Annotated in this window: 16 protein-coding genes; 12 read left to right on the top strand and 4 right to left on the bottom strand. The window is 70.1% G+C overall.

What is annotated here, in order from left to right:
• Window positions 1-159 precede the first annotated feature (159 nt).
• Together AAG565_RS03570 and AAG565_RS03565 are read left to right on the top strand one after the other, a co-directional pair.
• Window positions 160-3348, top strand: coding sequence for a hypothetical protein (locus AAG565_RS03570; protein WP_348818180.1), 3189 nt, complete (start codon window positions 160-162; stop codon window positions 3346-3348).
• Between the two features lie 324 nt (window positions 3349-3672).
• On the top strand, window positions 3673-4938 hold the full coding sequence (locus AAG565_RS03565; protein ID WP_348818179.1) for an RsmB/NOP family class I SAM-dependent RNA methyltransferase: 1266 nt from the start codon (window positions 3673-3675) through the stop codon (window positions 4936-4938).
• 6 nt (window positions 4939-4944) lie between these two features.
• Here AAG565_RS03565 and AAG565_RS03560 read toward each other — a convergent pair whose 3' ends face one another.
• Both AAG565_RS03560 and AAG565_RS03555 read right to left on the bottom strand, forming a co-directional pair.
• Entirely contained in the window at window positions 4945-6327 is a 1383-nt protein-coding gene (locus tag AAG565_RS03560) for a sigma-54 dependent transcriptional regulator (RefSeq protein WP_348818178.1), read from the bottom strand.
• Window positions 6324-8099 carry an ATP-binding protein gene (locus AAG565_RS03555; protein WP_348818177.1) on the bottom strand — a complete coding sequence of 592 codons (1776 nt, stop codon included), beginning with the start codon at window positions 8097-8099 and terminating at the stop codon, window positions 6324-6326. Before AAG565_RS03555 ends, AAG565_RS03560 begins: the two co-directional genes overlap by 4 nt.
• Window positions 8100-8201: 102 nt before the next feature.
• Between AAG565_RS03555 and AAG565_RS03550 the strand changes: the two genes are divergently transcribed.
• The 8 genes from AAG565_RS03550 to ubiA all read left to right on the top strand — a co-directional run bounded on the left by AAG565_RS03550 (window position 8202) and on the right by ubiA (window position 18912).
• Entirely contained in the window at window positions 8202-9170 is a 969-nt protein-coding gene (locus AAG565_RS03550; protein ID WP_348818176.1) for a hypothetical protein, read from the top strand.
• Window positions 9170-9685 carry a hypothetical protein gene (locus AAG565_RS03545; RefSeq protein ID WP_348818175.1) on the top strand — a complete coding sequence of 172 codons (516 nt, stop codon included), beginning with the start codon at window positions 9170-9172 and terminating at the stop codon, window positions 9683-9685. The genes AAG565_RS03550 and AAG565_RS03545 overlap by 1 nt, the downstream gene beginning before the upstream one ends.
• Before the next feature lie 199 nt (window positions 9686-9884).
• The gene (locus AAG565_RS03540) at window positions 9885-11870 is read left to right on the top strand and encodes a sulfatase-like hydrolase/transferase (RefSeq protein WP_348818174.1); all 1986 of its coding nucleotides are present in this window, start codon (window positions 9885-9887) and stop codon (window positions 11868-11870) included.
• 45 nt (window positions 11871-11915) lie between these two features.
• On the top strand, window positions 11916-13196 hold the full coding sequence (locus AAG565_RS03535; RefSeq protein WP_348818173.1) for a BamA/TamA family outer membrane protein: 1281 nt from the start codon (window positions 11916-11918) through the stop codon (window positions 13194-13196).
• 47 nt (window positions 13197-13243) lie between these two features.
• Window positions 13244-15403 (top strand): bifunctional (p)ppGpp synthetase/guanosine-3',5'-bis(diphosphate) 3'-pyrophosphohydrolase, encoded by a 2160-nt coding sequence (locus tag AAG565_RS03530; RefSeq protein WP_348818172.1) that lies wholly within the window; start codon window positions 13244-13246, stop codon window positions 15401-15403.
• Window positions 15404-15505: 102 nt separating this feature from the next.
• A complete protein-coding gene (locus tag AAG565_RS03525) occupies window positions 15506-15889 on the top strand; it encodes a RidA family protein (RefSeq protein WP_348818171.1) in 384 nt (127 codons plus the stop codon).
• On the top strand, window positions 15882-17978 hold the full coding sequence (recG, locus tag AAG565_RS03520; protein WP_348818170.1) for an ATP-dependent DNA helicase RecG: 2097 nt from the start codon (window positions 15882-15884) through the stop codon (window positions 17976-17978). The genes AAG565_RS03525 and recG overlap by 8 nt, the downstream gene beginning before the upstream one ends.
• Window positions 17979-18039: 61 nt before the next feature.
• A complete protein-coding gene (gene ubiA, locus AAG565_RS03515; RefSeq protein ID WP_348818169.1) occupies window positions 18040-18912 on the top strand; it encodes a 4-hydroxybenzoate octaprenyltransferase in 873 nt (290 codons plus the stop codon).
• Between the two features lie 24 nt (window positions 18913-18936).
• On the opposite strand, the gene AAG565_RS03510 is transcribed toward ubiA, so the two are convergent.
• On the bottom strand, window positions 18937-20172 hold the full coding sequence (locus AAG565_RS03510; RefSeq protein WP_348818168.1) for a DUF819 family protein: 1236 nt from the start codon (window positions 20170-20172) through the stop codon (window positions 18937-18939).
• Window positions 20169-20858, bottom strand: coding sequence for a ComF family protein (locus tag AAG565_RS03505; protein WP_348818167.1), 690 nt, complete (start codon window positions 20856-20858; stop codon window positions 20169-20171). The genes AAG565_RS03510 and AAG565_RS03505 overlap by 4 nt, the downstream gene beginning before the upstream one ends.
• 142 nt (window positions 20859-21000) lie before the next feature.
• Between AAG565_RS03505 and bioB the strand changes: the two genes are divergently transcribed.
• Both bioB and bioF read left to right on the top strand, forming a co-directional pair.
• Window positions 21001-22026: a biotin synthase BioB gene (gene bioB / locus AAG565_RS03500; RefSeq protein ID WP_348818166.1), complete on the top strand. Its 1026-nt coding sequence runs from the start codon at window positions 21001-21003 to the stop codon at window positions 22024-22026.
• Window positions 22023-23252, top strand: a complete 1230-nt coding sequence (gene bioF, locus AAG565_RS03495; protein WP_348818165.1) for an 8-amino-7-oxononanoate synthase — start codon at window positions 22023-22025, stop codon at window positions 23250-23252. The genes bioB and bioF overlap by 4 nt, the downstream gene beginning before the upstream one ends.

The raw sequence follows: 23252 nt of genomic DNA, 5'->3' as shown, positions 1-23252 counted from the left end.
CGTCCGACAGTGCGCGGTGGCTGCCGCGGGCACACTATGCGCGGGATTGATCTTGCCGCGCGCAGCGGCATGCGCGGCACAGGAATCGTGCCGCGCAGTTCGTCATGGTGCGGGTCCGCCCACGGAGGGTGCGGTCCGCAAATCAACAGGACATCTGGAATGGCATTGCGCAAGGCGCGGGTGTGGGGCGTGGCGGCCGTGGCTGCTCTCGGACTGGGGTTGGCTGCGGGGATGGCGCCGCAGTGGCGCGGGGCGGCCCTGCAGTGGCTGGGTGCGGCGGACTGTCCCGCGGGTTACGAGCAGGCCGACCCGGTGGCGGTGGCGGCGAAGATGAATCCAGGTTTTGCGCGCAGCCAGCAGGGCGAGATCCGCCGCCAGTTCGGCGAGCGCATCTGCGCCTGGCGCAAGCTGCCGGCGTCCTTCGCCGAGAAGCAGATCGAGGCGCGCGACATCGCCGGCATGCGCGGTCTGCCGCCGCCGGGCGCGCTGCGCCAGGCGGTGGAGCAGAAGGCGGCACTCAAGCTCAATCAGGCCAAGGTCGCCAATGCGGTCGGCCAGTGGGCCGAGTACGGCAGCGGTCCGCAGGTCTCGGACCCGGCCTATCCGGACGGCGCCAACGACGGCATTCCGGAGGTCGCGGGCCGCGCCGACAACTTCGCCTACGACCCGGTGGCCCAGCGCCTGTTCGTCGCGATCGGCAACGGCGGTATCTGGATGTCCCAGGCCGTCGGCGGCGATGTCGGCACCCTCGGCGACCAGTGGGTGTCGATCGGCGATCGTCTGCCGACGCTGGTCACCAGCGCGGTGGCGTGGACGCCGGCGCGCGGCGGGCGCGTGCTGGCCCTGACCGGCGAGCACGTGCAGGGCGGCAACACCTATGTCGGCCTGGGCGCCTACTGGTCGGACGATCTCGGCCAGACCTGGCATCACGCCAGCGGCGTGCCGGACGGCACCAACGCCTCGCGCCTGGCGGTCGATCCGAGCAATCCGGACATCGTCTATGCCGCGACCGGCATGGGCCTGTTCCGCTCCGAGGATGCCGGCGCTTCCTACCGGAACGTGGCGCTGCCGGTGTCCGCGGAATGCGCCGGCGTGACCGGGCTGGGGCCGTGCCAGCTGGCCAATTTCGTCACCGACGTGGTCGTCAAGGAGCCGGGCGGCGTGACCGACCAGCAGTGCTCGGCCGAGGGCTGCCCGGTGCTCGCGGCGGTCGGTTTCCGCTCCGGCGCGCTGCCGTACGCGGATGGCCGGCCGCAGTCACCGGGCAACGGTCTGTACCGCTCGGACACCGGCAAGCCGGGCACGTTCGCGCGTGTCGGTACCGCCACCGGGCAGATCCAGTCGGCGTCCGGCGGCCTCGTGCCGGTCGGCTTCGCGCCGCAGGCGCGCATCGGCCGCATCGAGCTGGGCCACGCCATCGGCCCGGCGCAGGACCACAACTACGTCTATGCGATCGTGCAGGATGCGGTGCTGCTCAACGGCGGCGTGCCGGTGCTGGATCTGCCGACCGACGACGGCCTGCCGTCGCTGCCGCTCGACTGCGAGGTGCTGCCCGAGGGCGATCCGCAGTTCGTCTGCGAGCTGGCGACACAGGGTTTCAGCCCGACCTCGATCAACGGCGTGTACGTCTCGCCGGACTTCGGCGACACCTGGATCCGTCTCGCCGACGACGTCGAACTGACCTACGCCGGCATCACCACCGGTTCCTCGCTCGCCGCGGTCGTCGCGCTGGGCATCGGTCCGGGCGTGCAGGCCTGGTACGACCTGTGGATCAAGCCCGATCCGACCGCGGCCGATCCGCTGCTCGGCGCGCCGACGCGCGTGGCCTTCGGCATGGAGGAGATCTGGAAGAACCGCGTCAATGCGCCGGTGACCGGGCTCGAACAGACGCCCAACGATTTCAAGGTGATCGGTACCTACTTCGCCGGCAACACCTGTCTGTTCCTGCTCGGCAACATCGATCTGGCCGGGCTGCTCGGCCTGCCGGTGCCGAACGGTCCGCCGGTCTGCCCGTTCCGCGACGGCCTGGTCACCAACATCACGACCACGCATCCGGACCAGCACGACGGCATCTTCATCCCTGACGAGCAGCGCGGCGGCGTCTGGCTGTTCGCCGGCAACGACGGCGGCGTGTACAAGCAGTACTCCGCGAACACGCTGTCCGACGATCTCGACAACACCAAGTGGGGCAGCGGCGCCAACCGCGGCTTCTACACGCTGATGAACTACGGCATCAGCGTCGCCAGGGACGGCACGGTCTACTACGGCCTGCAGGACAACGCCTCCGGCAAGATCGAGCCCGACACGCGCCGCCAGCTGCGCATCTACGTCGGCGACGGCATGTGGACCGCGGTCGATCCGGACAATTCCGACATCGCCTACTACCAGACGCCGGGGCTGGCGCTGGTGCGCACCACCGACGGCGGCAAGTCCAACGACTACATCGACGATTTCGACGTCGGCAGCGCGCACTTCCTCAGCCCGTTCCGCATGGACCCGCGCGATGCCAATCATCTGGTCGCCGCCGGCACCAAGGTCGCCGAGACGCTCGATGCCTCGACCGGCGCGAACTGGACCACGGTGTTCGATCTGGGCACCAACGAGGCCACCGGCGGTACCTTCCAGTCGCGCGGCGCGCTGGAAGTCGAGGGCGACGCCGTGTATGTCGGCGCCTGCGCGCCGTGCAACATCACCGCGAGCGGCGCGCAGTTCCAGAACCGACTGGCGACCAACGTCGGCGGCAGCAAGCCGCCGAAGAAGGGCACCTCGGATGGCTGGCACGTCGCCTCGGCCAATGGCCTGCCCAACCGCTACATCTACGACATCGAAGCCGATCCGACCGATCCGCGCACCGTCTATGTCGTGCTCGGCGGCTACTCGACGGCGCGCTGGCTGCCGGACGGCCAGTATCTCGACAGCAACCCCAACCGCGGCAGCGGCCGCGTGTTCAAGTCCACGGATGCCGGCGAAACCTTCGTCGATATCAGCGGCGACCTGCCCGACGTGATCACGACCGCGATCGTCAAGCGTGGCGAGCAGCTCATCGTCGGCACGGACATCGGCGTGTTCATCTCGTCGGACCTGCAGGGCAGCGCCTGGGCGCCGCTCGGCGATCTGCCGTCGGTGCCGGTCAACCAGCTCGTGCTCAAGCCCGGCGACGACCGCAAGCTGTTCGCCGCAACCTTCGGCCGTGGCGTCCAGGTCTATGACTTCGCCAAGGCGACGGACGGCGGCGGTTCGACCGGCGGACGCGCGCCGGACGCCGGGCGCTTCGGCGGCGCGATGCCGGCTGGCGGGTTGTTGCTGCTGCTGGCATTCGGTTTGCTGCGCCGACGACCCATGGTTTGAGCCGTGCAAACGCAAGCGGGGCGCCCAAAGGCGCCCCGCTCGTTTTTTCCGCCCCAACAAAATTGCGGCAGGTTCCCGACCGAACCTGCCGCAACGAGACTTCTTGCGGTAACTCTAGACTTACTTCTTCTTGGTTTTCTTCGCAGCCTTCTTTGTCGCCTTCTTTGCAGCCATGTTGACCTCCGGATTGCGAAAAGCAGCTGGCTCCGTAAACCCTGCGTCTACAGTCCGCCAACCACGACCCATAGTGTCATTTGATTTGTCAAGTCACAAGACGTTGTGGGATCGAGCCGACGAACGGTCATATTCGCGGGGGTCGGGACGATGACCGGCGCGCCCTTGTACGCGCCGCAGTGGCGGCTGGCGCTGGACGCGCTCACCGCGGTCGTGCGCGACGGCCGGGCCGCCGACCGTCTGCTGCAGCGCGCGTTCCGCGATCAGCCGCAGATGGGCGGGCGCGACCGCCGGCGCGTCAACGATCTGCTCTACGGCGTGCTGCGTGACCTGCGCCGGCTGCGCCGCATCGCCGGCAGCGACGTGCCGGCGGACTGGCTCGCGCTGCATGCGCTCGAATCCGGTCTGACCGATGCGGCCGGCCTGCACCAGCTCGGTGTCGAGCGCGCCGCGGTGCTGGCGGCCGCGCTGCGCGGCTTCGATGACGCACGGCTGACGCCGGCGGAGCGCGGCAACGTGCCGGATGCGATCCATGCGCAGTGGCAGGCGCAGCTTGGTGCGGTCGAGACGCTGCAGCTCGCCGAGGCGCTGCGCGCGCAGGCATCGGTGGACCTGCGCGTCAACACGCTCAAATGCACGCGCGCGCAGGCGCTCGCGGCGCTGCGCAGCGCCGGCTTCGAGGCAGAACCGACGCCGCTGGCGCCGCACGGCCTGCGCCTGAGAAAGCGCGCCGCGCTGCAGGCGCTGCCGGCGTTCCGCGACGGCTGGTTCGAGCCGCAGGACGAGGGCAGCCAGCTCCTCGCCCTGCTGGTGGCGGCCCGGCCCGGCGAGCGCATCGTCGATTGGTGCGCCGGCGCCGGCGGCAAGACCCTCGCTCTGGCGGCGCAGATGGAGAACCGCGGCGCGCTGCTCGCGCTCGACGCCGATGCGCGACGCCTGCGCGATCTGCCGCCGCGGCTGGTGCGTGCCGGCGTCCGCTGCGTGACCGTGCAGACGCTCGATGCCGCCGAGGCGTCGCGGCACGAAGCTGCGGCCGCGCGCGGCGCGGCGACTTTCGATGCGGTGCTCGTCGATGCGCCCTGTTCCGGCAGTGGCACCTGGCGGCGCCAGCCGGAAGCTCGGCTCAAGCCGCTCGATCTCGCGGCGCTGGCGGCGACACAGCGGCAGATCCTCGATCGCGCGGCGACATGGGTGCGTCCCGGCGGCCGGCTGGTGTATGCGACCTGCAGCCTGCTGCGCGCGGAGAACGAGGCCGTCGTCGAGGCGTTTCTCGCCACGCATGCCGACTTCGAGCTGCAGGACGCCGGCGCGCTGCTGCGCACCTCTGGCGTCGAGCTGCCGGGGCACTACCTGCAGCTGTATCCGCACCGCCACGGCACCGACGGCTTCTTCGGCGCCGGACTGCGCCGGCGCTGAAGCGCGCTACGGTCCAGCCGCGTCGCTGCCGAGCCCGTACTTCTTCAGCTTGTACCAGACCGAGCGCTCGCTGATCTGCAGCAGCTGCGCCGCACGCGCCTTGCTGCCGCCCGCCTGGCGCAGCGCCTCGCGGATCAGCCGGATCTCCAGCGCTTCCACCGCCGGCTCCAGGCGCAGGTCGAGCGGCGTGTCGGCGGCGTCCCGCGGGGCGCTGGCGCGCCGCGCCGCCTCCAGGGGGAAATGCGGGACATCGAGCGTCTGCCCGCCGCTCAGGATCAGCGCACGCTCGATCGTGTTGCCCAGTTCGCGCACGTTGCCGGGCCAGGCGTAGGCACGCAGGTGGTCCAGCGCCTGCGCGCTGATGCCGGGCATCGGTCCACGCGCCTCGGCCTGCGTGTGCAGAGCGATGAAGTGGCGGACCAGTCCGGGAATGTCCTCGCGCCGCTCGCGCAGCGGCGGCAGGTCGATCGCGAACACGTTGAGGCGGAAGTACAGATCCTCGCGCAGGCGGGCATCGCGGATCGCGTCCGCGGGCCGGCGGTTGGTCGCGGCGATGACGCGCACGTCGAGCTCGATGGACTGTTCGCCGCCGAGGCGCTCGACGCGTCCGTCCTGCAGCACGCGCAGCAGCTTGGACTGCAGCGTCACCGGCATCTCGGTGATCTCGTCGAGGAAGATCGTGCCCTGGTCGGCGAGCTCGAATTTGCCGATGTGCTGGCGCAGCGCGCCGGTGAAGGCGCCTTTCTCGTGTCCAAAAAGTTCGCTCTCCAGCATCTCCGCCGGGATCGCCGCGCAGTTGACCGGCACGAACAGGCGCTCGCGGCGCGGCGAGGCACGGTGGATCGCGCGCGCGACCACCTCCTTGCCGGTGCCGGTCTCGCCGGTCAGCAGCACCGACGCGCGCGTCGGTGCGACCTGCGCGATCTGCGTGCGCACCTGCTGCATCGCCGGACTGGTGCCGACCAGGCCCTCCCAGGCGTGGTCGAGCTGCGCGCGCAGATAGTCCTTCTGCTGGATCATCTCGCGCACGCTGAACACGCGGCTGATCGCCAGATCGAGCGTCTCGACGTCGAACGGGCGCAGCAGGTAGTCGCAGGCGCCCAGGCGCATCGCCTCGACGGCGCTCTCGATGCTGCCCTGCGCGGTGATCATCACCAGCGGCACCTCGTTGCCGGCTTCGCGCAACTTGCGCAGCAGTTCGATCCCGGTCATCTCCGGCATGCGCAGGTCACTGATCACCAGATCGACGGACTGGCTGCTCAGCAACTCGAAGGCGGCGCGGCCGTTGGCCGCGCTCAGCGTCCGGTAGCCACGGCGGCTGAGCATGATCTCCAGCACGCGGCGCATGTTGTCCTCATCATCGACGACGAGGACGCGCAAGTTTTTCATGTCGTGTGCGCCTCCTGAAGCGGCAGCCAGAAACGGAACAGCGCGCCGCCGAGCGGGCCGGCCTCGGCGACGACGTCGCCGCCGTGCTGACGCAGGATGCGGCGCACGACGGCCAGGCCCAGGCCGACGCCACCTTCGCGCCGGAACACGAAGGGTTCGAAGATCGCCTCGCGGTCCTCGGCGGCGATGCCCGGCCCGTCGTCGGCAACCTCGACGACCAGCCGCTGGGCCTCGTTGCGGGTGCTCACGCGGATGTGCCCGCCGCGCTGGAGCACCTGCAACGCGTTCATGATCAGGTTCAGCAGCACCTGGGTGATCTGTTCGGCGTCGCAGCTGACGATCGAGCGCTGCGCGGCGCACTGCAGATCGACCGTGACGCCGCGGCTGCGCAGCTGCGAGGCGAGCAGCGCCGCGCTGTGCGCGATCAGCGTGTGCGCATCGGTCGCCGCGAACTGCGGCGCGCGCGTGCGCGCGCTGTCGAGCATCGAGCTGACCAGCCGGTTCAGGCGCCCGGTCTCGCTGTCGATGATGCGCAGCAGTTCGCGTGATTCGTCGGACAGGCCGGTCTCGGCGCGCAGCATCTGCGCGGACGAGCGCAGGATGCCGAGCGGCGTGCGGATCTCGTGCGCGAGCAGTGCCGTGATCTCGCCCAGCGCGGCCAGCTTGGACGCCTGCACCAGGGTCTGCTGCGAACGGTCCACGCTGCGCATCATGCGCACGAAGCTGCGCGTCAGTTCGCCGATCTCGCCGGGGCCGGGCGGCGGTGGCGGGGGCAGCTCGCCGGGCAGGGTGTAGCGCCGCGCGTACTCGGTCAGCGCCACCACCGGACGCGCGATCAGTGCCGCGAGACCCCAGGCCAGACCGACGATCAGCAGGGCCGTCGCCGCGAGCAGCCCGGCGAAGGTCCAGGCCATGCGATCGACCGGCGCGAGTGCCTCGCGGCGCGACTGCAGCAGCAGCGTCGTCCAGCCGAAGCCGCGGAAATCGCCGAGGCCGCGCGAGCGCTGGTGGCCGGCGATCACGTCCTCGTCCATCAGCGGTGCGCCGGAACGCATCTCGACGCCACTGGGCGCGCGGCCCATGCCCCAGTCCCAGTAGGTCGCTTCCGGCGCGAGCGCGCGGGCGCGCAGCGCGGCCGACGCCGCCAGCAGGCGACCGTCGTGATCGAGCACGAGCACCTGCCGCGACGGGCCGGCACTGCGGTCGAGCAGGACCTGCAGCTGCGACCAATCGACGTCGAGGACCAGCTCGCCGATCGCGCCCGCGGTGAATTCGGACTCGATCGCGCTGCGCAGCCGCAGGCGCATGCCGCCGTCGCCCGCGGCCGGCTTCTCGATCACGATCCGGCCGCCGGGCAGGTCCGCGGTCAGCCAGGCGGCCGCCGCCGGCAGGCGCCGGTCGAGCAAGGCCGGGTTGCTGCTGCTGATGACATGGCCGTCCGGACCGACCGCATGCAGATCGAGATAAAAGCCGTTGTGACGGCGTTTCATCTCGGCGAGGAAGCCGGACAGGCGCTTGTCCACGTCGTGCAGGCGCAGGTCCTGCATGACTTCCAGGTGATTCCAGGTGCTGGCATTGAGCATGCGTTCGAGCAGCAGCGTATCGACGTCCTCGGACACCGCCGCCGCGGACCGCCGCACGCCGTCCTCGATCTCGGTGAGCATCGCCGCGCGGGACTGGCTGAAGGCGAGCACGGTCAGCAGCGTCGTCGGCAGCAGGCTGACCAGCAGCAGGCTCAGCAACAGGATGCGGCGGATGCTCAGGGCTTGCACCATTGCCTCATAGAATATCCTGCGGCCTGTTCCGCGGACGGAAGACGCCCGGTGCGCAACTCAGCGAAGTTTGGATGGATCGCCAGGATCTGCTCGGTCGTCGTGGCAGCGTGCTCCGCCGCGGCGTCCGGCTACGAGCTGGGGCACGGCTATCCGGTCGGCGACTTCACGCTGGGCGGTTATGCCGTCGCCGATTACGCGAGTGCCGACGGCGGCCAGCCGTGGCGCGCGTCGCTCGATCCGCTGAGCGCCTTTCTGTGGTGGGACGGCGGCGGACGCTGGCGCTTCTTCTCCGAGGTGGAACTCGACGATGCGCTGATCGTGGCGCCCGGCGCGACGACGACCGACGACGCGCGCGTCGTGCTCGAACGCCTGCATCTGGACTATGCCCATTCCGATGCCGTGCAGCTGCGCCTGGGCAAGTTCCTGACGCCGGTGGGACGCTGGAACGAGATCCACGCCGCGCCGCTGACCTGGACCACCTCGCGGCCGCTGATCACCGAGGCGACGTTCCCGACCAACGCCACCGGCGCGATGCTGCACGGCGTGCTGCCGCTGACGGCGGACGGCGTCGAGTACGCGCTGTACGCGTCGCCCGGCGAGGAGCTGTTCCCGGACAGGGAGATCGATACGTTCACCGAGGCCTGGGGACTGCGCGTCGCGGCGACCGTGCTGCCGCGCCTGCAGGTCGGCACCTCGGTCGCCAACTACCGCCAGGAGAGGGCTCCGGACCGCAAGACGCTGTGGGGCATGGACGCGCTGTGGGCCTGGCACCGCTACGAGCTGTCCGGCGAACTCGCGTACATCACGCGTGAGCTCGGCGACGAGCGCGCCGACGAGCGCGGCCATTACCTGCAGTTCGTCGCGCCTGTGACGGAACGGGTTTATGCGGTGCTGCGCTACGAGGGCTTCCGCGCGTCGGCGACCGTCGGTGATCTGAGCCTGTACCTCGGCGGCGTGACCTGGCGGCCGCGCTCCGGCCTGGCCCTCAAGGCCGAGTACGCCCGGGCCACCGACAACGACATCGGCCTGCGCGACGGCCTGCGCGCGTCGATCGCGGTGCTGTTCTGATGCGGCGGATCGGCGTGGGGGCGCTGGCGCTGCTGCTGCTCGGCTGGATGGCCGCTGTCGGGCCGGCGCCGGCCGCCGAGGCGGCCGGCGCCGGCGTGGTCGCGGTGATCGTCCATCCGCAGACCGCGACCGGCAAGGTCGATGCGGACGCGCTGGCGCAGATCTACAAGCGCCGCCGCCTGTACTGGCGCGACGGCGCGCGCATCCAGCCGGTCAACCTGCCGGCCGACCACCCGCTGCGGCGGCGCTTCTCGCAGGCCGTGCTGCACCAGCTGCCCGAGGCGATGGACGAATACTGGAACGAACAATACTTCCATGGCGCACTGCCGCCGCACGTCCTCGCCTCGGCGGCCGGCGTGCTGCGCTTCGTCGGCGCCACCGCCGGCGCCATCGGCTACGTCGATCCGTGCACGCTCGATGACTCCGTGCGGCTGCTGATGATCATCGGCGCCGACGGGCGCGTGCTGGCTGCGGATGCGGAGCGGCGCGCACCGTGCGCGGAGCCGGCGCGGTGATGCGGCGGGTTCTGCAAGCCTCGTCTGCAAAATTTGCAGCAACTGCAGGTTCCGCCGGCTTGCGCGCTGCCGGCTGCAGTACGGCCACCGAGCCTCTGGCGGTCTGAAATCAGCGACATAGCGCAGGCGTCCCGCGTCTGGGCGGGGTCGGCATCGGACTTGCCCGTCGTGAGCATCGCCTCATGGACGGACGCCACCGATGAACGCCACGCCGCTTGCACTGCACGCCGATTCGATCGACGCAAAGGCCGCCGACACGCGCCCGCCGGGCCGCTGGGCCTGGCTGCGGCCGCTGCTGACAATGGCCGTGGTCTATCTGCTGCTGTCGGCGGCGACGCGCCTGCTGCTGTGGGTGGTGTTCGGACGCGTCGATGGGGTGAGCGCAACTGCGCTGCCGGTGATTGTCGGGCTGGGGGCGATCAACGACTTCATGCAGGCGTTGTACCTGCTGATCCCGCTGTCGCTGTTCCTGGCGCTGGCGCCGCGGCCGACGCCGCGCGCGCGCCGCCTGCTGACCGTCGGCGCGTGGCTGATGATCGCCGGCATGCTGTTCATCGGTGCCTGCGAGTACTTCTTCTTCGAGGAGTTCGATTCGCGCTTCAACCTCGTCGCGGTCGATTACCTGATCTACCCGACCGAGGTCATCGGCGACATCCGCGACGAGTATCCCGTCGTTCCGCTGCTGGCGGCGATCGCGGTGCTCGCGGCGCTGGCGACCTGGGCGCTGCGTTCGCGCCTGCACATCCACCCGCAGGCGCAGACGCCGCGCGGGCATCACCGCCTGCTGCTGCTAGCCGGCCATGCCGGCGTGGTCGCCGCGGTGACGCTGTTCTGGACCGCCGACGCGCTGGCGGTGTTCTCCAACCGCGTCGCCAACGAGCTGACCGCGAACGGCCCGGCACGCTTCTTCGCGGCGCTCAACAGCAACCACATCGACTACCCGGTGTTCTATCGCAGCGGCGACGCCACCGCGATGTTCGAGCGGCTGACTGCGGACCTGGGCCGCGGCGGCGGCAGCTTCGTCGATCTGCCCGGCGGCGACCTGACGCGCCGCTTCGACGCGAACCCGGCCGGACTGGGCAAGCTCAACGTCGTCGTTCTGGTCGAGGAGTCGCTGGGCGCGGAATACGTCGGCGCCTACGGCGACACGCGCGGGCTGACGCCGGAGTTCGACCGGCTGTCGCGCGAAGGGCTGCTGTTCACGCGCGCCTATGCCACCGGCACGCGCACCGTGCGCGGGCTCGAAGCCCTGACCGCGTCGCTGCCGCCGATCCCGAGCGAATCGATCGTCAAGCGGCCCGGCAACGAAGGCATCGCCACCTGGGGCAAGGTCATGAACCAGCTCGGCTACCAGTCGAGCTTCCTGTATGGCGGCTACGGCGCGTTCGACAACATGAACCACTACTTCGGGTCGAACGGCTTTGCGATCCTCGACCGCTCGCAGCTGCCGCCGCCGCGCTTCGCCAATATCTGGGGCGTGTCGGACGAGGACCTGCTGCATGCCGCCGTCGAGCACTTCGACCAGCGTGCCGGCGACGGCCGGCCGTTCTTCGCGGTGATCATGTCCACCTCGAACCACAAGCCGTACACCTTCCCGGACGGCGTCGAAGGCGTCCCGCCGCGCGGCGGCGGACGCAAGGCCGGCGTGCGCTACGCCGACCATGCGATCGGCGAGTTCATGCGCGCGGCGGCGACGCGGCCGTGGTTCCGCGACACGCTGTTCGTGATCGTCGCCGACCACGATGCACGCGTGTACGGCCGTGCCGACATCCCGCTCAACACCTACGAGATTCCGCTGCTGATCTACGCGCCGGCGCACATCCGGCCGGGCCGCATCGACACGCCGACCAGCCAGATCGACGTCGCGCCGACCGTGCTCGGCCTGCTCGGGCTGCCCTACGAGGCGCCGTTCTTCGGCCAGGACGTGCTGGCCTGGCCCAAGGACCAGCCGCGCACGTTGCTGTTCAACCACAACCACGACGTCGCGGTGCTGTCGGGCGATCGCCTGTGCATCCTCGGCCTGCGCAAGGAGGCACACTGCCAGCGCTACGAGCGCCTGCCCGGTGCGCCGGGGGCGCAGACGACGCGCTTCGGCACGCTCGATGACGACCCCGAGGTGATCGACCTGGCGGTGGCCTACTACCAGACCGCCTACGACCTGTTCACCCAGCGGCGCTACCGCTGAGCGGCGGGCCGGCGTCCACGGCTGACGGATATGTCGCACACGCCGATGCACGGGTGCGTAAGTCGGGCGGCGGCTCTGCTGCTCGCGGTGCTGATCTTCTCCTGCGCGCCGCTCCGCGCGCAGGCCGAAGCCGAGGCATGGCCGGTGGTGCGCGAGATCGCGTTCCGCGGCAACGACACCACGCAGCCGCAGACGATGTTGCGCGAGATCGCCATTCATGTCGGTGATCCGGCCGACCCGGAGGTGATCGAGCACAGCCGTCAGTCGATCCTCGACCTGGGGCTGTTCCGCGCCGTCGATGCAGCGCAGGAGCCGCTGGCCGACGGTGTCCGCCTGGTGTTCACCGTGAAGGAGAAGTGGTACGTGCTGCCGTATCCGCGCCTGTCCGCGAACAGCGACGGCCAGAACGCCGCCGGCGCGGAGCTGCGCTGGAACAACATCGCCGGACTCAATCACAGTCTGCGCATGCTGGTCAGCAGCGCCGACCGCCGCGACGAAGGCCGCGGCCGCCAGCTCGGCTATTTGGCGAGCTACCGCGCGCCCTTCGTGTTCGGCACGCCGTACACGCTCGGCCTGAGCGGCTCGCATGCGACGACGCCGGTCGATGACGACAGCGGGTCCACCTACGACGAGATCATCGACGAGTTTCAGGTCATGGTCAGCCGCAAGTTCGGCGCGCGCGGCGCGCCCAGCCAGGGCTGGACGGCCGGCGCCGGATTGCTGTGGCGCAGCCAGAACACGGACGGCCCTGCGGCGCCCGAGCCCTGGGGCGACACCTACGCCCTGGTGACGCAGATCGGATACCGCGACCAGCGCGACCGCGTCTATAGCCAGATCGGTACCGACTTCGGCGCGCGCTACGAGTACGCCGCCGGAAACCTGTTCTCGGATTACGGCTATTCGCGCCTGACCGGACACATCCAGTACGCCCGCCCGCTCGGCGACACGCCGCATCAGACGCTCGAGTTCGCTGCCGAGATGGGGACCGCCAACGGCGGCCGCTCCGACACGCCGCCGTACTCGCTCGGTGGAACGCAGGGCCTGCGCGGCTATGCGCGCGGCGCCTTCGAGGGCAGTGCCTACTACCTGCTCAGCGCCAGCTACCTGCGGCCGATCGGCTGGGACTGGCTGCGCTTCGTGGCGACCATCGAGGCCGGCAACGTGTACGACGAGGCCGATCAGGCCGACCTCAACGTGCGCTGGAGCCTGGGCCTGGGCCTGCGCGTGCGGGTGCCGCGGCTGGTGGGTGTCGAGATCGAGGCCGGCATCGCGCTGCCGCTTGACCACGACAGCGCGCGCTTCTACGGCTATCGCAACGGCCTTTGATCGGTTCGTCCGGTGCCGCCATCCGGCACCGCTCCTATACTGGCAGCATGGAACTGTCGGTCATCCAGCGCCTGAGCTACGCGATCCGCACGCAGCGCGTCGAGCGCGAGTTCGGCATCGACGCGCTGAGCCGTGCGCTGGAAAGCTATCTGCCCGACCGCCAGGTCGCCGAGGTACGTCGCGCCGCCGAGTTCGCCACCAGCCTGCACGAGGGGCAGCGCCGCAGCTCGGGCGAGCCTTACGTCTATCACCCGCTGGCCGTCGCGCGCACGCTCGCCGAGATGCGCCTCGACCACACGACGCTGATCGCGGCGATCCTGCACGATGTCATCGAGGACACCGGCGTGTCCAAGGAGTCACTCGCGCTGGAGTTCGGGCAGGAGGTGGCGGACCTGGTGGATGGCGTCAGCAAGGTCACGCGCATCGAGGGGCATACCCGGGCCGAGATGCAGGCGCAGAGTTTCCGCAAGCTGCTGCTGGCGATGACCCAGGACCTGCGCGTGATCCTGATCAAGCTCGCCGACCGCCTGCACAACATGCGCACGCTCGGCGCGGTGTCGGTGGAGAAGCGGCGCCGCATCGCCCGCGAGACCCTGGAGATCTACGCGCCGATCGCGCAGCGCCTGGGCATCTATTTCATCCGCACCGAGCTGGAGGACCTGGCCTTCGCGGCGCTGTATCCGAAGCGCTACGCGGTGCTGCAGCAGACCGTCAACGCGCAGCTCGGCGACACCAAGAAGGTGATCCGCGAGGTCGAGCAGAAGCTGTCGACGACCCTGCGCGAGGAAGGCATCGGCGCCAGCGTGGTCGGCCGGCAGAAGAACGTGTACGGCATCTACCAGAAGATGCTGCGCAAGAAGCTCAAGCTGCTCAAGGTCATGGACCTGCTCGGCTTCCGCGTGATCGTGTCCAAGGTCGATGACTGCTACCGGGCGCTCGGCGTCGTGCATCACGTGTACAAGCCGGTGCCCGGCGAGTTCGACGACTACATCGCCAACCCGAAGACCAACGGCTACCAGTCGCTGCACACCGCGTGCATCGGCCCGAGCGGACACAAGATCGAGGTGCAGATCCGCACGCGCGACATGCATCACGTCGCCGAGAGCGGCATCGCCGCGCACTGGCAGTACAAGCAGGGTGCCCGCGACGGCAGCAGCGCGCCGCAGGCGCGGGCGCGCGAGTGGGTCGCCGGTCTGTTCGACGACTTCGGCGCGGCCAGCCCGATGGACTTCATCGAGAACGTCAAGGTCGATCTGTATCCCGACGAGGTCTATGTGTTCACGCCCAAGGGCGAGATCCGGCGCCTGCCCAAGGGTTCGACACCGGTCGATCTGGCCTACGCGGTGCACTCGGAACTCGGCGACCGCTGCGTGTCGGCGCGCCTCGACGGCCAGCTCGTGCCGCTGAGCACGGTGCTCGGCAACGGCCAGACCGTCGAGATCATCACCGCGCGGCGCGCGCGTCCCAACGCCGCGTGGCTGAACTTCGTCAAGACCGCGAAGGCGCGTTCGGCGATCCGCAACTACCTGCGCACGCAGCACGAGGACGAGGCGGTGCGTCTGGGCCGGCGTCTGCTCGAGATCGCGCTGCGCGAGCTGTCGGTGCCAGCGACGGTGCTCAAGGATGAAGCGCAGCTCGTTCCGGTCCTGCAGGCCTACAAGCTCGCCGACGTCGAGGAGCTCTTTGCGGCGATCGGCTCGGGCCAGCGCCTGGCCGCGCTGGTGGCGCGTCACTTCCTGCCCAAGGGAGCAAGCGACCCGAAGGAGGGACAGGCCGCCGCGCTGGCGATCGAGGGTACCGAGGGGCTGATCCTCGACTATGCGCGCTGCTGCTACCCGCTGCCCGGCGACGACATCCGCGGTCATGTCAGCGTCGGCCGTGGCATCGTCGTGCACCGCATCGAGTGCAAGCATGCCAAGGGCCGCGCGCAGGACTGGATCCCGCTGACCTGGTCGGACAAGGTGCAGGGCGATTTCCTCGCCGAGCTGCGCATCAACGGCTACAACAAGCGTGGCCTGCTGGCACGCATCACCGCCGAGATCGCCAACGCCGAGTCGTCGATCGAGAACGTGCAGATGCCGGACCGCGCAGGCGGCGAGGCGGTCGAGATGCGCTTCCTGATCACCGTGCGCGACCGCGTGCACCTGGCGCGCGTGCTGCGCCGCCTGCGCCGCATCGACGGCATCGAGCGCGTCTGGCGGGCGTAGCACACCGAAGAAGCGCGTGCAGGCCGCGGCTCGCCGGTTGCAGGACGGCGTGCTTTTCCGCAACCTGCGGCCTGCAATCCGCAACGGCTGACCGACAGACCCATGACCCGCAAGATCATCTCCACCGACCGGGCGCCCGCGGCGATCGGCACCTATTCGCAGGCGGTGGCCTGCGGCAATACCGTGTACCTGTCCGGCCAGATCCCGCTCGATCCGCAGACGATGACGCTGGTCAACGCGACGATCGAGGACGAGATCCACCAGGTGTTCCGCAACCTGCGCGCGGTCTGCGAGGCGGCCGGCGGGTCGCTGGCCGGCATCGCCAAGCTCAATGTCTTCCTGACCGACCTCGGCCACTTCGCCAGGGTCAACGAGATCATGGCGCAGTACTTCCAGGCGCCGTATCCGGCGCGTGCCGCGATCGGCGTCGCCAGCCTGCCGCGCGGCGCGCGCATCGAGGCCGACGGAATCCTGGTGCTTGGCTGAGCGGCGCGCCGCGCGCGGCGGCGTGCGGCCGCCGCTGACGCTCGATACCGAGATCACTTATCTCAAGGGCGCCGGTCCCGCGGTCGCGCAGCGCCTGCGCGCGCTGGACCTGCGCGTCGCGCGCGATCTGCTGTTCCATCTGCCGCAGCGCTACGAGGATCGCCGCGCGCACGTGCCGCTGGCGCGGCTGCGGCCGGACCAGGACGCGCTGGTGCGCGGACGCATCGCCGCGGCCGACGTGCGCTTCGGCGGCCGCCGCACGCTGCGCGTGGTCATCGACGATGGCACCGGCGGGCTGCTGCTGCGCTTCTTCCATTTCAACGAGGCGCAGAAGCAGGGGCTCGCGGTCGGCCGCTGGGTGCAGGCCTATGGCACGGTGCGCGCCGGCACCGCAGGTCCGGAAATGGTGCATCCCCAGTACCGCGTCGCCGATGCGGCCGAGGACTTGCAGCCGGACGCACACCTCGCCCCGGTCTATCCGCTGACTGCGGGCATCACGCAGCAGCGCCTGCGCGGCCTGATCGACCAGGTGCTGCAGATCGCGGCATCCGATGCCGAACTGCACACCGGACTGCCGGGCCTTGCCGCGCCGGATACGCTCGCCGCATTGCACCTGATCCACCATCCGCGGACCGATGCCGACGCCGCGGCGCTGCTGGAACACCGGCACGGCGCGCAGCAGCGCCTGATCCGCGAGGAACTGCTCGCACACCAGCTCGGCATGCGCATCCTGCGCGGCCGGCTCAAGTCCAAACCCGCAGCGGCGCTGCCTGGCGCCGCGCAGGCGATGGACGAGCTCATCGAAGCGCTGCCGTTCGCGCCGACCGGCGCGCAGCGGCGCGTGCTCGCCGAGGTGGCGCGGGATCTCGCCGGCGCGCGGCCGATGCTGCGGCTGGTGCAGGGCGACGTCGGCAGCGGCAAGACGGTGATCGCCGCCGCGGCGCTGCTCGCGGCGTATCGCGCCGGCCACCAGGCGGCGATGGTCGCGCCGACCGAACTGCTCGCCGAGCAGCATTTCCGCACGATCACGGCGTGGTGCGCGCCGCTGGACATCACGCCGCTGTTCCTCGCCAACCGGGTGAAGAAAGCCGAGCGCGAGCGCGTGCTCGCGGCACTGGCCGCGCCGCAGCCGGCGATCGCCATCGGCACGCACGCGCTGCTGCAGGACCCGGTCGTCTATGCGCGGCTCGCGCTGGCCGTCGTCGATGAACAGCACCGCTTCGGCGTGCAGCAGCGCCTGGCCTTGCGCGACAAGGCCGGCCGGCTCGCGCCGCACCAGCTGATCATGTCGGCGACGCCGATTCCGCGCACGCTGGCGCAGACGCTCTACGCCGATCTGGACGTCTCGGTGATCGATGAACTGCCGCCGGGCCGCACGCCGGTGGTGACGGTCGCACTGTCCAACGCCCGCCGCGACGAGGTGCTCGCGCGGATCAAGGCGGCCTGCGGCGGCGGCCGCCAGGTGTACTGGGTGTGCACGCTGATCGAGGAGTCGGAGGAACTCGACGCCGAGGCCGCCGAGGCGACCGCCGCGCGCCTGCGGGCCGAGCTGCCGGAGCTGCGCATCGGCCTCGTGCACGGGCGTCTGAAGGCCGACGAGAAAGATGCGCAGATGCGCGCGTTCAAGGACGGCCTGACCCAGGTGCTGGTGGCGACGACGGTGATTGAGGTCGGCGTCGATGTGCCCAACGCCAGCATCATGATCATCGAGAACGCCGAGCGCCTGGGCCTGTCGCAGCTGCACCAGCTGCGCGGCCGCGTCGGCAGGGGCAGCCGCGAGAGCCAGTGCGTGCTGCTCTACCAGCCGCCGCTGGGCGACCTCGCCCGCGCGCGGCTGGAGACGCTGCGCTCGACGACGGACGGCTTCGCGATCGCGCAGCGCGATCTCGAACTGCGCGGTCCCGGTGAATTGCTCGGTCGTCGCCAGACCGGTGACATCGGCATGAAGCTCGCCGACCCGGTGCGGGATGCCGCGCTGATTCCCGGATTGCAGAAACTGGCCGACGACTGGCTCGCGCGCGAGCCCGCGTTGGCGCAGCTGCTGATCCGACGCTGGGTCGGCGATCCCGAGCGTTACGCCCAGGTGTGAGCGCAGTGCACGCGACACTGGCGGCTGAACTCGTCACGGAGAGGCACTAAGCTTGCGCGCCATGACGACTCCGCTCCCCGGAAAATTCCGCGATTACCTGTTGTTGATGCGGCTCGACCGGCCGATCGGCATCTATCTGCTGCTGTGGCCGACACTGTGGGGGCTGTGGTTCGCGGCGCACGGCCTGCCGGACCTGCACGTGCTGCTGGTGTTTGTCGCCGGCACGGCGCTGATGCGCTCGGCCGGCTGCGCGATCAACGATTTCGCCGATCGCGACTTCGATCCGCACGTCGCGCGCACGAAGGACAGGCCGCTCGCCGCCGGGCGGGTGAAGCCGGACGAGGCGGTGCGGCTGTTTGTCGCGGTGTCGCTGATCGCGTTCGGGCTGCTGACCTCGCTGAAGAACACGCTGGCGATCGCGCTGGCGGTGCCGGCGGTGATCCTCGCTGCGGGATATCCGTTCATGAAGCGCTTCATCAGCATGCCGCAGGCGGTGCTGGGCCTGGCGTTCTCCTGGGGCATCCCGATGGCCTACGCCGCCGTGCGGCACGCGGTCGCGTGGACCGAGGTGTTGCCGCTGATGGTCGCCAACGTCTGCTGGGTCATCGCCTACGACACCTGGTACGCGATGGTCGATCGCGCGGACGATCTGAGGATCGGCGTGAAGTCCTCGGCGATCCTGTTCGGTCGCCACGACCGGCTGGCGATCGCGCTGCTGCAGGCGACCGCGCTGATTGCCCTGATCTGGCTCGGCACCGAAACCGGCCGCGGCGAGTGGTACTACGGCGGCATCGCCGTCGCCGCCTGGCTCGCGGTCTATCAGCAGTGGATCACGCGCGGCCGCGAGCCCGCGGCCTGCTTTCGCGCGTTCCTGCACAACAACTGGTTCGGGCTGGCGATCTTCGCCGGCCTGGCGCTGGACTACGCTCTCTAGTCCGGGCTGTGCCCGGGCTACCACTCACCCCGCCGCCACGCGCAGCAGCTGCCCGCACAGCCACGCGCCATAGGTGCCGAGCGCGTAGCCGAGCACCGCGAGCAGCACGCCGACCGGCGCCAGCGACGGATGAAACGCGCTGGCGACGACCGGCGCGCTGGCCGCGCCGCCGATGTTGGCCTGGCTGCCGATCGCCATGTAGAACACCGGTGCTTTCAGCAGGCGCGCGACGATCAGCAGCAGCGCCGCATGGAACGCGATCCAGGTCAGGCCGACGCCGAACAGGCCGGGGTTGCTGAACACCGCGCGCAGGTCCATGTGCATGCCGATGCTGGCGACGAGCACGTACAGCATCGCGCTGCCGATCTTCGATGCACCGGGTCCTTCGAGCAGGCGCGCGCGGGTGAACGACAGCAGCAGGCCGAAAGTCGTCGCCAGCACGACGATCCAGAAGAAGCTGCTCGACAGGCTCAGGCGCTGCGCCCACGCGCCCTGCGCGTCGAAGTAGGCGGCGAGCGGTGTCGCCAGCGCGTGCGCGAGTCCGGTGCAGCCGAAGCCGATCGCCAGCATGAACATCAGGTCGGGTAGTGCGGGAATGCGCGCGTGCTCGGCCTCGAAGCGCTGCATGCGCCGGCGCAGTTCGATCAGCGCCGCGGTATCGGCGCCGCGGCGCGCGTCGATGGTCTCGGCGCGTCCGGCGAGGAACAGCAGCACCGCCATCCAGATATTGGCGACGATCACATCGACCGCGACCATCATGCCGAACAGGTCGTTGCCGATCGCGAACACCTCCTTCATCGCCGCCTGGTTGGCGCCGCCGCCGATCCAGCTGCCGGCGATCGCGGTCATGCCGCGCCAGACCTCGCCCTCGACGATGGCCGGGTCGATCGCGTGCCAGACCAGCAGCGCCAGCGGGCCGCCGAGAATGACGCCGGCGGTGCCGGTCAGGAACAGGATCAGCGCCTTGGGCCCGAGCCTCAGGATCGCCTTGAGATCGATCGACAGCGTCAGCAGCACCAGCGTCGCCGGCAGCAGGTAGCGCGACGCCACCGGGTAGAGCTGCGAGTGCTCGCCGTCGATCACGCCCAGCGAGTTGAACAGTGCCGGCAGGAAATAGCACAGCAGCAGCGCCGGCACGACGCCGTAGAACCTGCGCCAGAACGGATGCGGACTCGACGAGGTCCAGAACACCGCGCCGAGCAGCAGGCTCAGCAGGCCGAGCACGACGGCGTCGTTGGTGATCAGCGGCGCAGGGCTCATGGTGTGCGCGCCGCAGCCCAGGCTTCGATGCGCGCAGCGCCGGCGATGCGGCAGGCGCGGGCGAGTTCGTCGAGGGTCGCGCCGGTGGTCATGACATCGTCGAGCAGCGCGACGTGCTGGCCGCGGAGATCGGCGCGCAGCGCGAAGGCGTCGCGCATGTTGCGGCGCCGCGCCGCGGCGCTCTGGCCGATCTGGTCCTCGGTCGCGCGCACGCGCTCGGCGGCGGACGCACCGACCGGGATCCCTAAGCGCCGTCCGACGATGCGCGCGATCTCCAGCGCCTGGTTGTAGCCGCGGCTGCGCAGGCGGCGGCGGTGCAGCGGCACCGGAATCAGCAGCTGCGGCAGCGGCCCTGCGCGCCGGGTCAGCCGCGCGGCCATCAGCTCGCCGAGCAGCCGCGCCTGCGCGAAGTCGGCGCGGTACTTGAGGGCGTGGACGAAATGCTGCACCGGCGCCTCCAGCCGGAACGCGGCCCAGGCCCCGTCGAACTGCGGCGGGCGCTGCAGGCAGTGCGGGCATGCGCCGGGTGCGTTCATGGGGCGGGCACAGCGCGCGCAGGCGCTGTCGTTCCACGGCAGGTCGGCCGTGCAGGCCGCGCACAACTGCCCGGTGACGAGCGCCGCGCCACAGGCGCGGCAGCGAGACGGAAGGACCAGGCCCAGCGACTTGTCAACCAGTTCGCCCATACGATGGTTGACAATGCTTCGAGCGCCACGAAAGACTGCGCGCGTCCGAGGCCATGCACCGTCGTGTTCTTGGATTGCCTTGTCTGCCATTAGTCAATCATTCATCACGGACCCGTTAGGTCCGTACAAGCCGGGGATCGCCATGCTGCCTGCCGAGCCGCGCCACGACTGGACCCGCGACGAAGTCGAGGCCCTGTTCCGCCTGCCGTTCAACGACCTGCTGTTCCGTGCGCAGTCCGTGCATCGCCGGCACTTTGAGCCGAACCGCGTGCAGCTGTCCACGCTGCTGTCGATCAAGACCGGCGCCTGCCCGGAGGACTGCGCCTACTGCCCGCAGTCGGTGCGCTACGACACCGGGCTGAAAAAGGAGGCGCTGATCGAGATCGAGGCCGTCGTCGCGGCCGCGCGCGAGGCGAAGGCCAATGGCGCGACGCGCTTCTGCATGGGCGCGGCCTGGCGCTCGCCCAAGGACCGCGACCTGGACAAGGTCGAGGCGATGGTGCGCGAAGTGAAATCTCTGGGCCTGGAAACCTGCGTGACCCTGGGCATGCTCAAGCACGAACAGGCCGAGCGCCTCGCCGGCGCCGGGCTCGACTACTACAACCACAATCTCGACACCTCGCCGGAGTACTACGGCCGGATCATCACCACGCGCACCTACGAGGACCGCCTGAACACGCTCGCCAATGTGCGCGACGCCGGCATCAAGGTCTGTTGTGGCGGCATCGTCGGCATGGGGGAAGGCCCCGCCGATCGTGCCGAGCTGCTGCGCCAGCTGGCGATACTGAACCCGCACCCGGAATCCGTGCCGATCAACAACCTCGTGCAGGTTGAGAACACGCCGCTGCACGGCACCGAGGAGCTCGACCCGATCGAATTCGTGCGCACCATTGCCGTCGCGCGCATCCTGATGCCGAAGTCGTACGTGCGCCTGTCCGCCGGACGCACCAGTATGTCCGACGAGATGCAGGCGCTGTGCTTCTTCGCCGGCGCCAACTCCATCTTCTACGGCGACCGCCTGCTGACCACCGAGAATCCGCAGAACGCCAAGGACCGCGCGCTGTTCGCGCGCCTGGGGATTCAGCCGGACGGCCGGCAATCGGGCATCGGGGATCGGGAATCGTCCTCCGTGTCCAGCCGCGAGAACGGGTGCACGGCACTGGCATGAGGGTGCTGGAGCGGCGTCTGGCGCAGCAGCTCGACCAGATCCGTGCCGCCGACCTGTACCGCGTGCGCCGCGTCATCGACGGCGCGCACGGCACGCGGATCCGCGTCGATGGCAGGGACTGCGTCAACTTCTGCAGCAACGACTATCTCGGGCTCGCGTCCGATCCGCGTATCGCCGCGGCGGCACAGCGCGCTCTGGGTGAATCGGGCACCGGCAGCGGCGCGGCGGCGCTGGTGTCGGGCTACAACCGCGAGCACCGCGCACTCGAAGAGGAACTCGCCGCGTGCCTGCAGCGTCCGCGCGCCTTGCTGTTCTCGACCGGCTGGGCTGCGAACCTGGGCGTGCTGCGCGCACTGCTGAACAAGGGCGACGTGCTGGTCGCCGACGAGCTCAACCACGCCTCGCTGATCGACGGCGGCCGCCTGTCCGGCGCGCACTACGTCAGGGTGAAACACGCTGATGTGGGCGCCTATCGCTGCGCGCTCGACGACTCGACCGACGATTCCCGGCTCCCGATTCCCGATGCCCGTCTTCGGCTGGTGGTCACCGACGGCGTGTTCTCGATGGACGGTGACCTCGCGCCGCTGCCCGAGCTGTCGCGCCTGTGCGCCGAACACGGCGCGGCGCTGATGGTGGACGACGCCCACGGGTTCGGTGTGCTGGGATCGAACGGTCGCGGCACGGTCGAGCATCTCGCCACGCAGGCGCCCGACATCCATGTCGCCACGCTCGGCAAGTCGCTGGGCTGCGCCGGTGCCTTCGTCGCCGGCAGCGAGGACCTGATCGAGTACCTGATTCAGCGCGCGCGCAGCTGGGTGTTCTCGACCGCGCCGCCGCCGGCGATTGCCGCGGCCGCGCGCGCGGCGCTGCGCATCGTCGCCGGAGCGGAGGGTGCAGAACGGCGCGATAGGCTGCGCGCCAACATCCAACGATTCCGGCGGGGCACGCAGCAGCTCGGCATTGCGCTGGCCGCCGACGACTCCGGATCCGCGATGGCCGAGTCCCGGTTTCTCGTTCCGATCCAGCCGCTGCTGATCGGCGCCGAGGCACCGACGCTGGCGGTGTCGAAAGCCCTGCTCGACGCCGGCCTGTGGGTCGCCGCGATCCGGCCGCCGACGGTGCCGCGCGGCACCTCGCGCCTGCGCATCACCCTGTCCGCGGCGCATACGGACGCGCAGATCGACCGGCTGGTCGAGGCGCTCGGTGCGACACTGCGCGACCGCTGA

Origin of the sequence: Fontimonas sp. SYSU GA230001, assembly GCF_040066175.1 — a bacterium.
GTDB lineage: Bacteria > Pseudomonadota > Gammaproteobacteria > Nevskiales > Nevskiaceae > Solimonas.
This window is presented reverse-complemented; position numbering and strand designations above follow the sequence as displayed.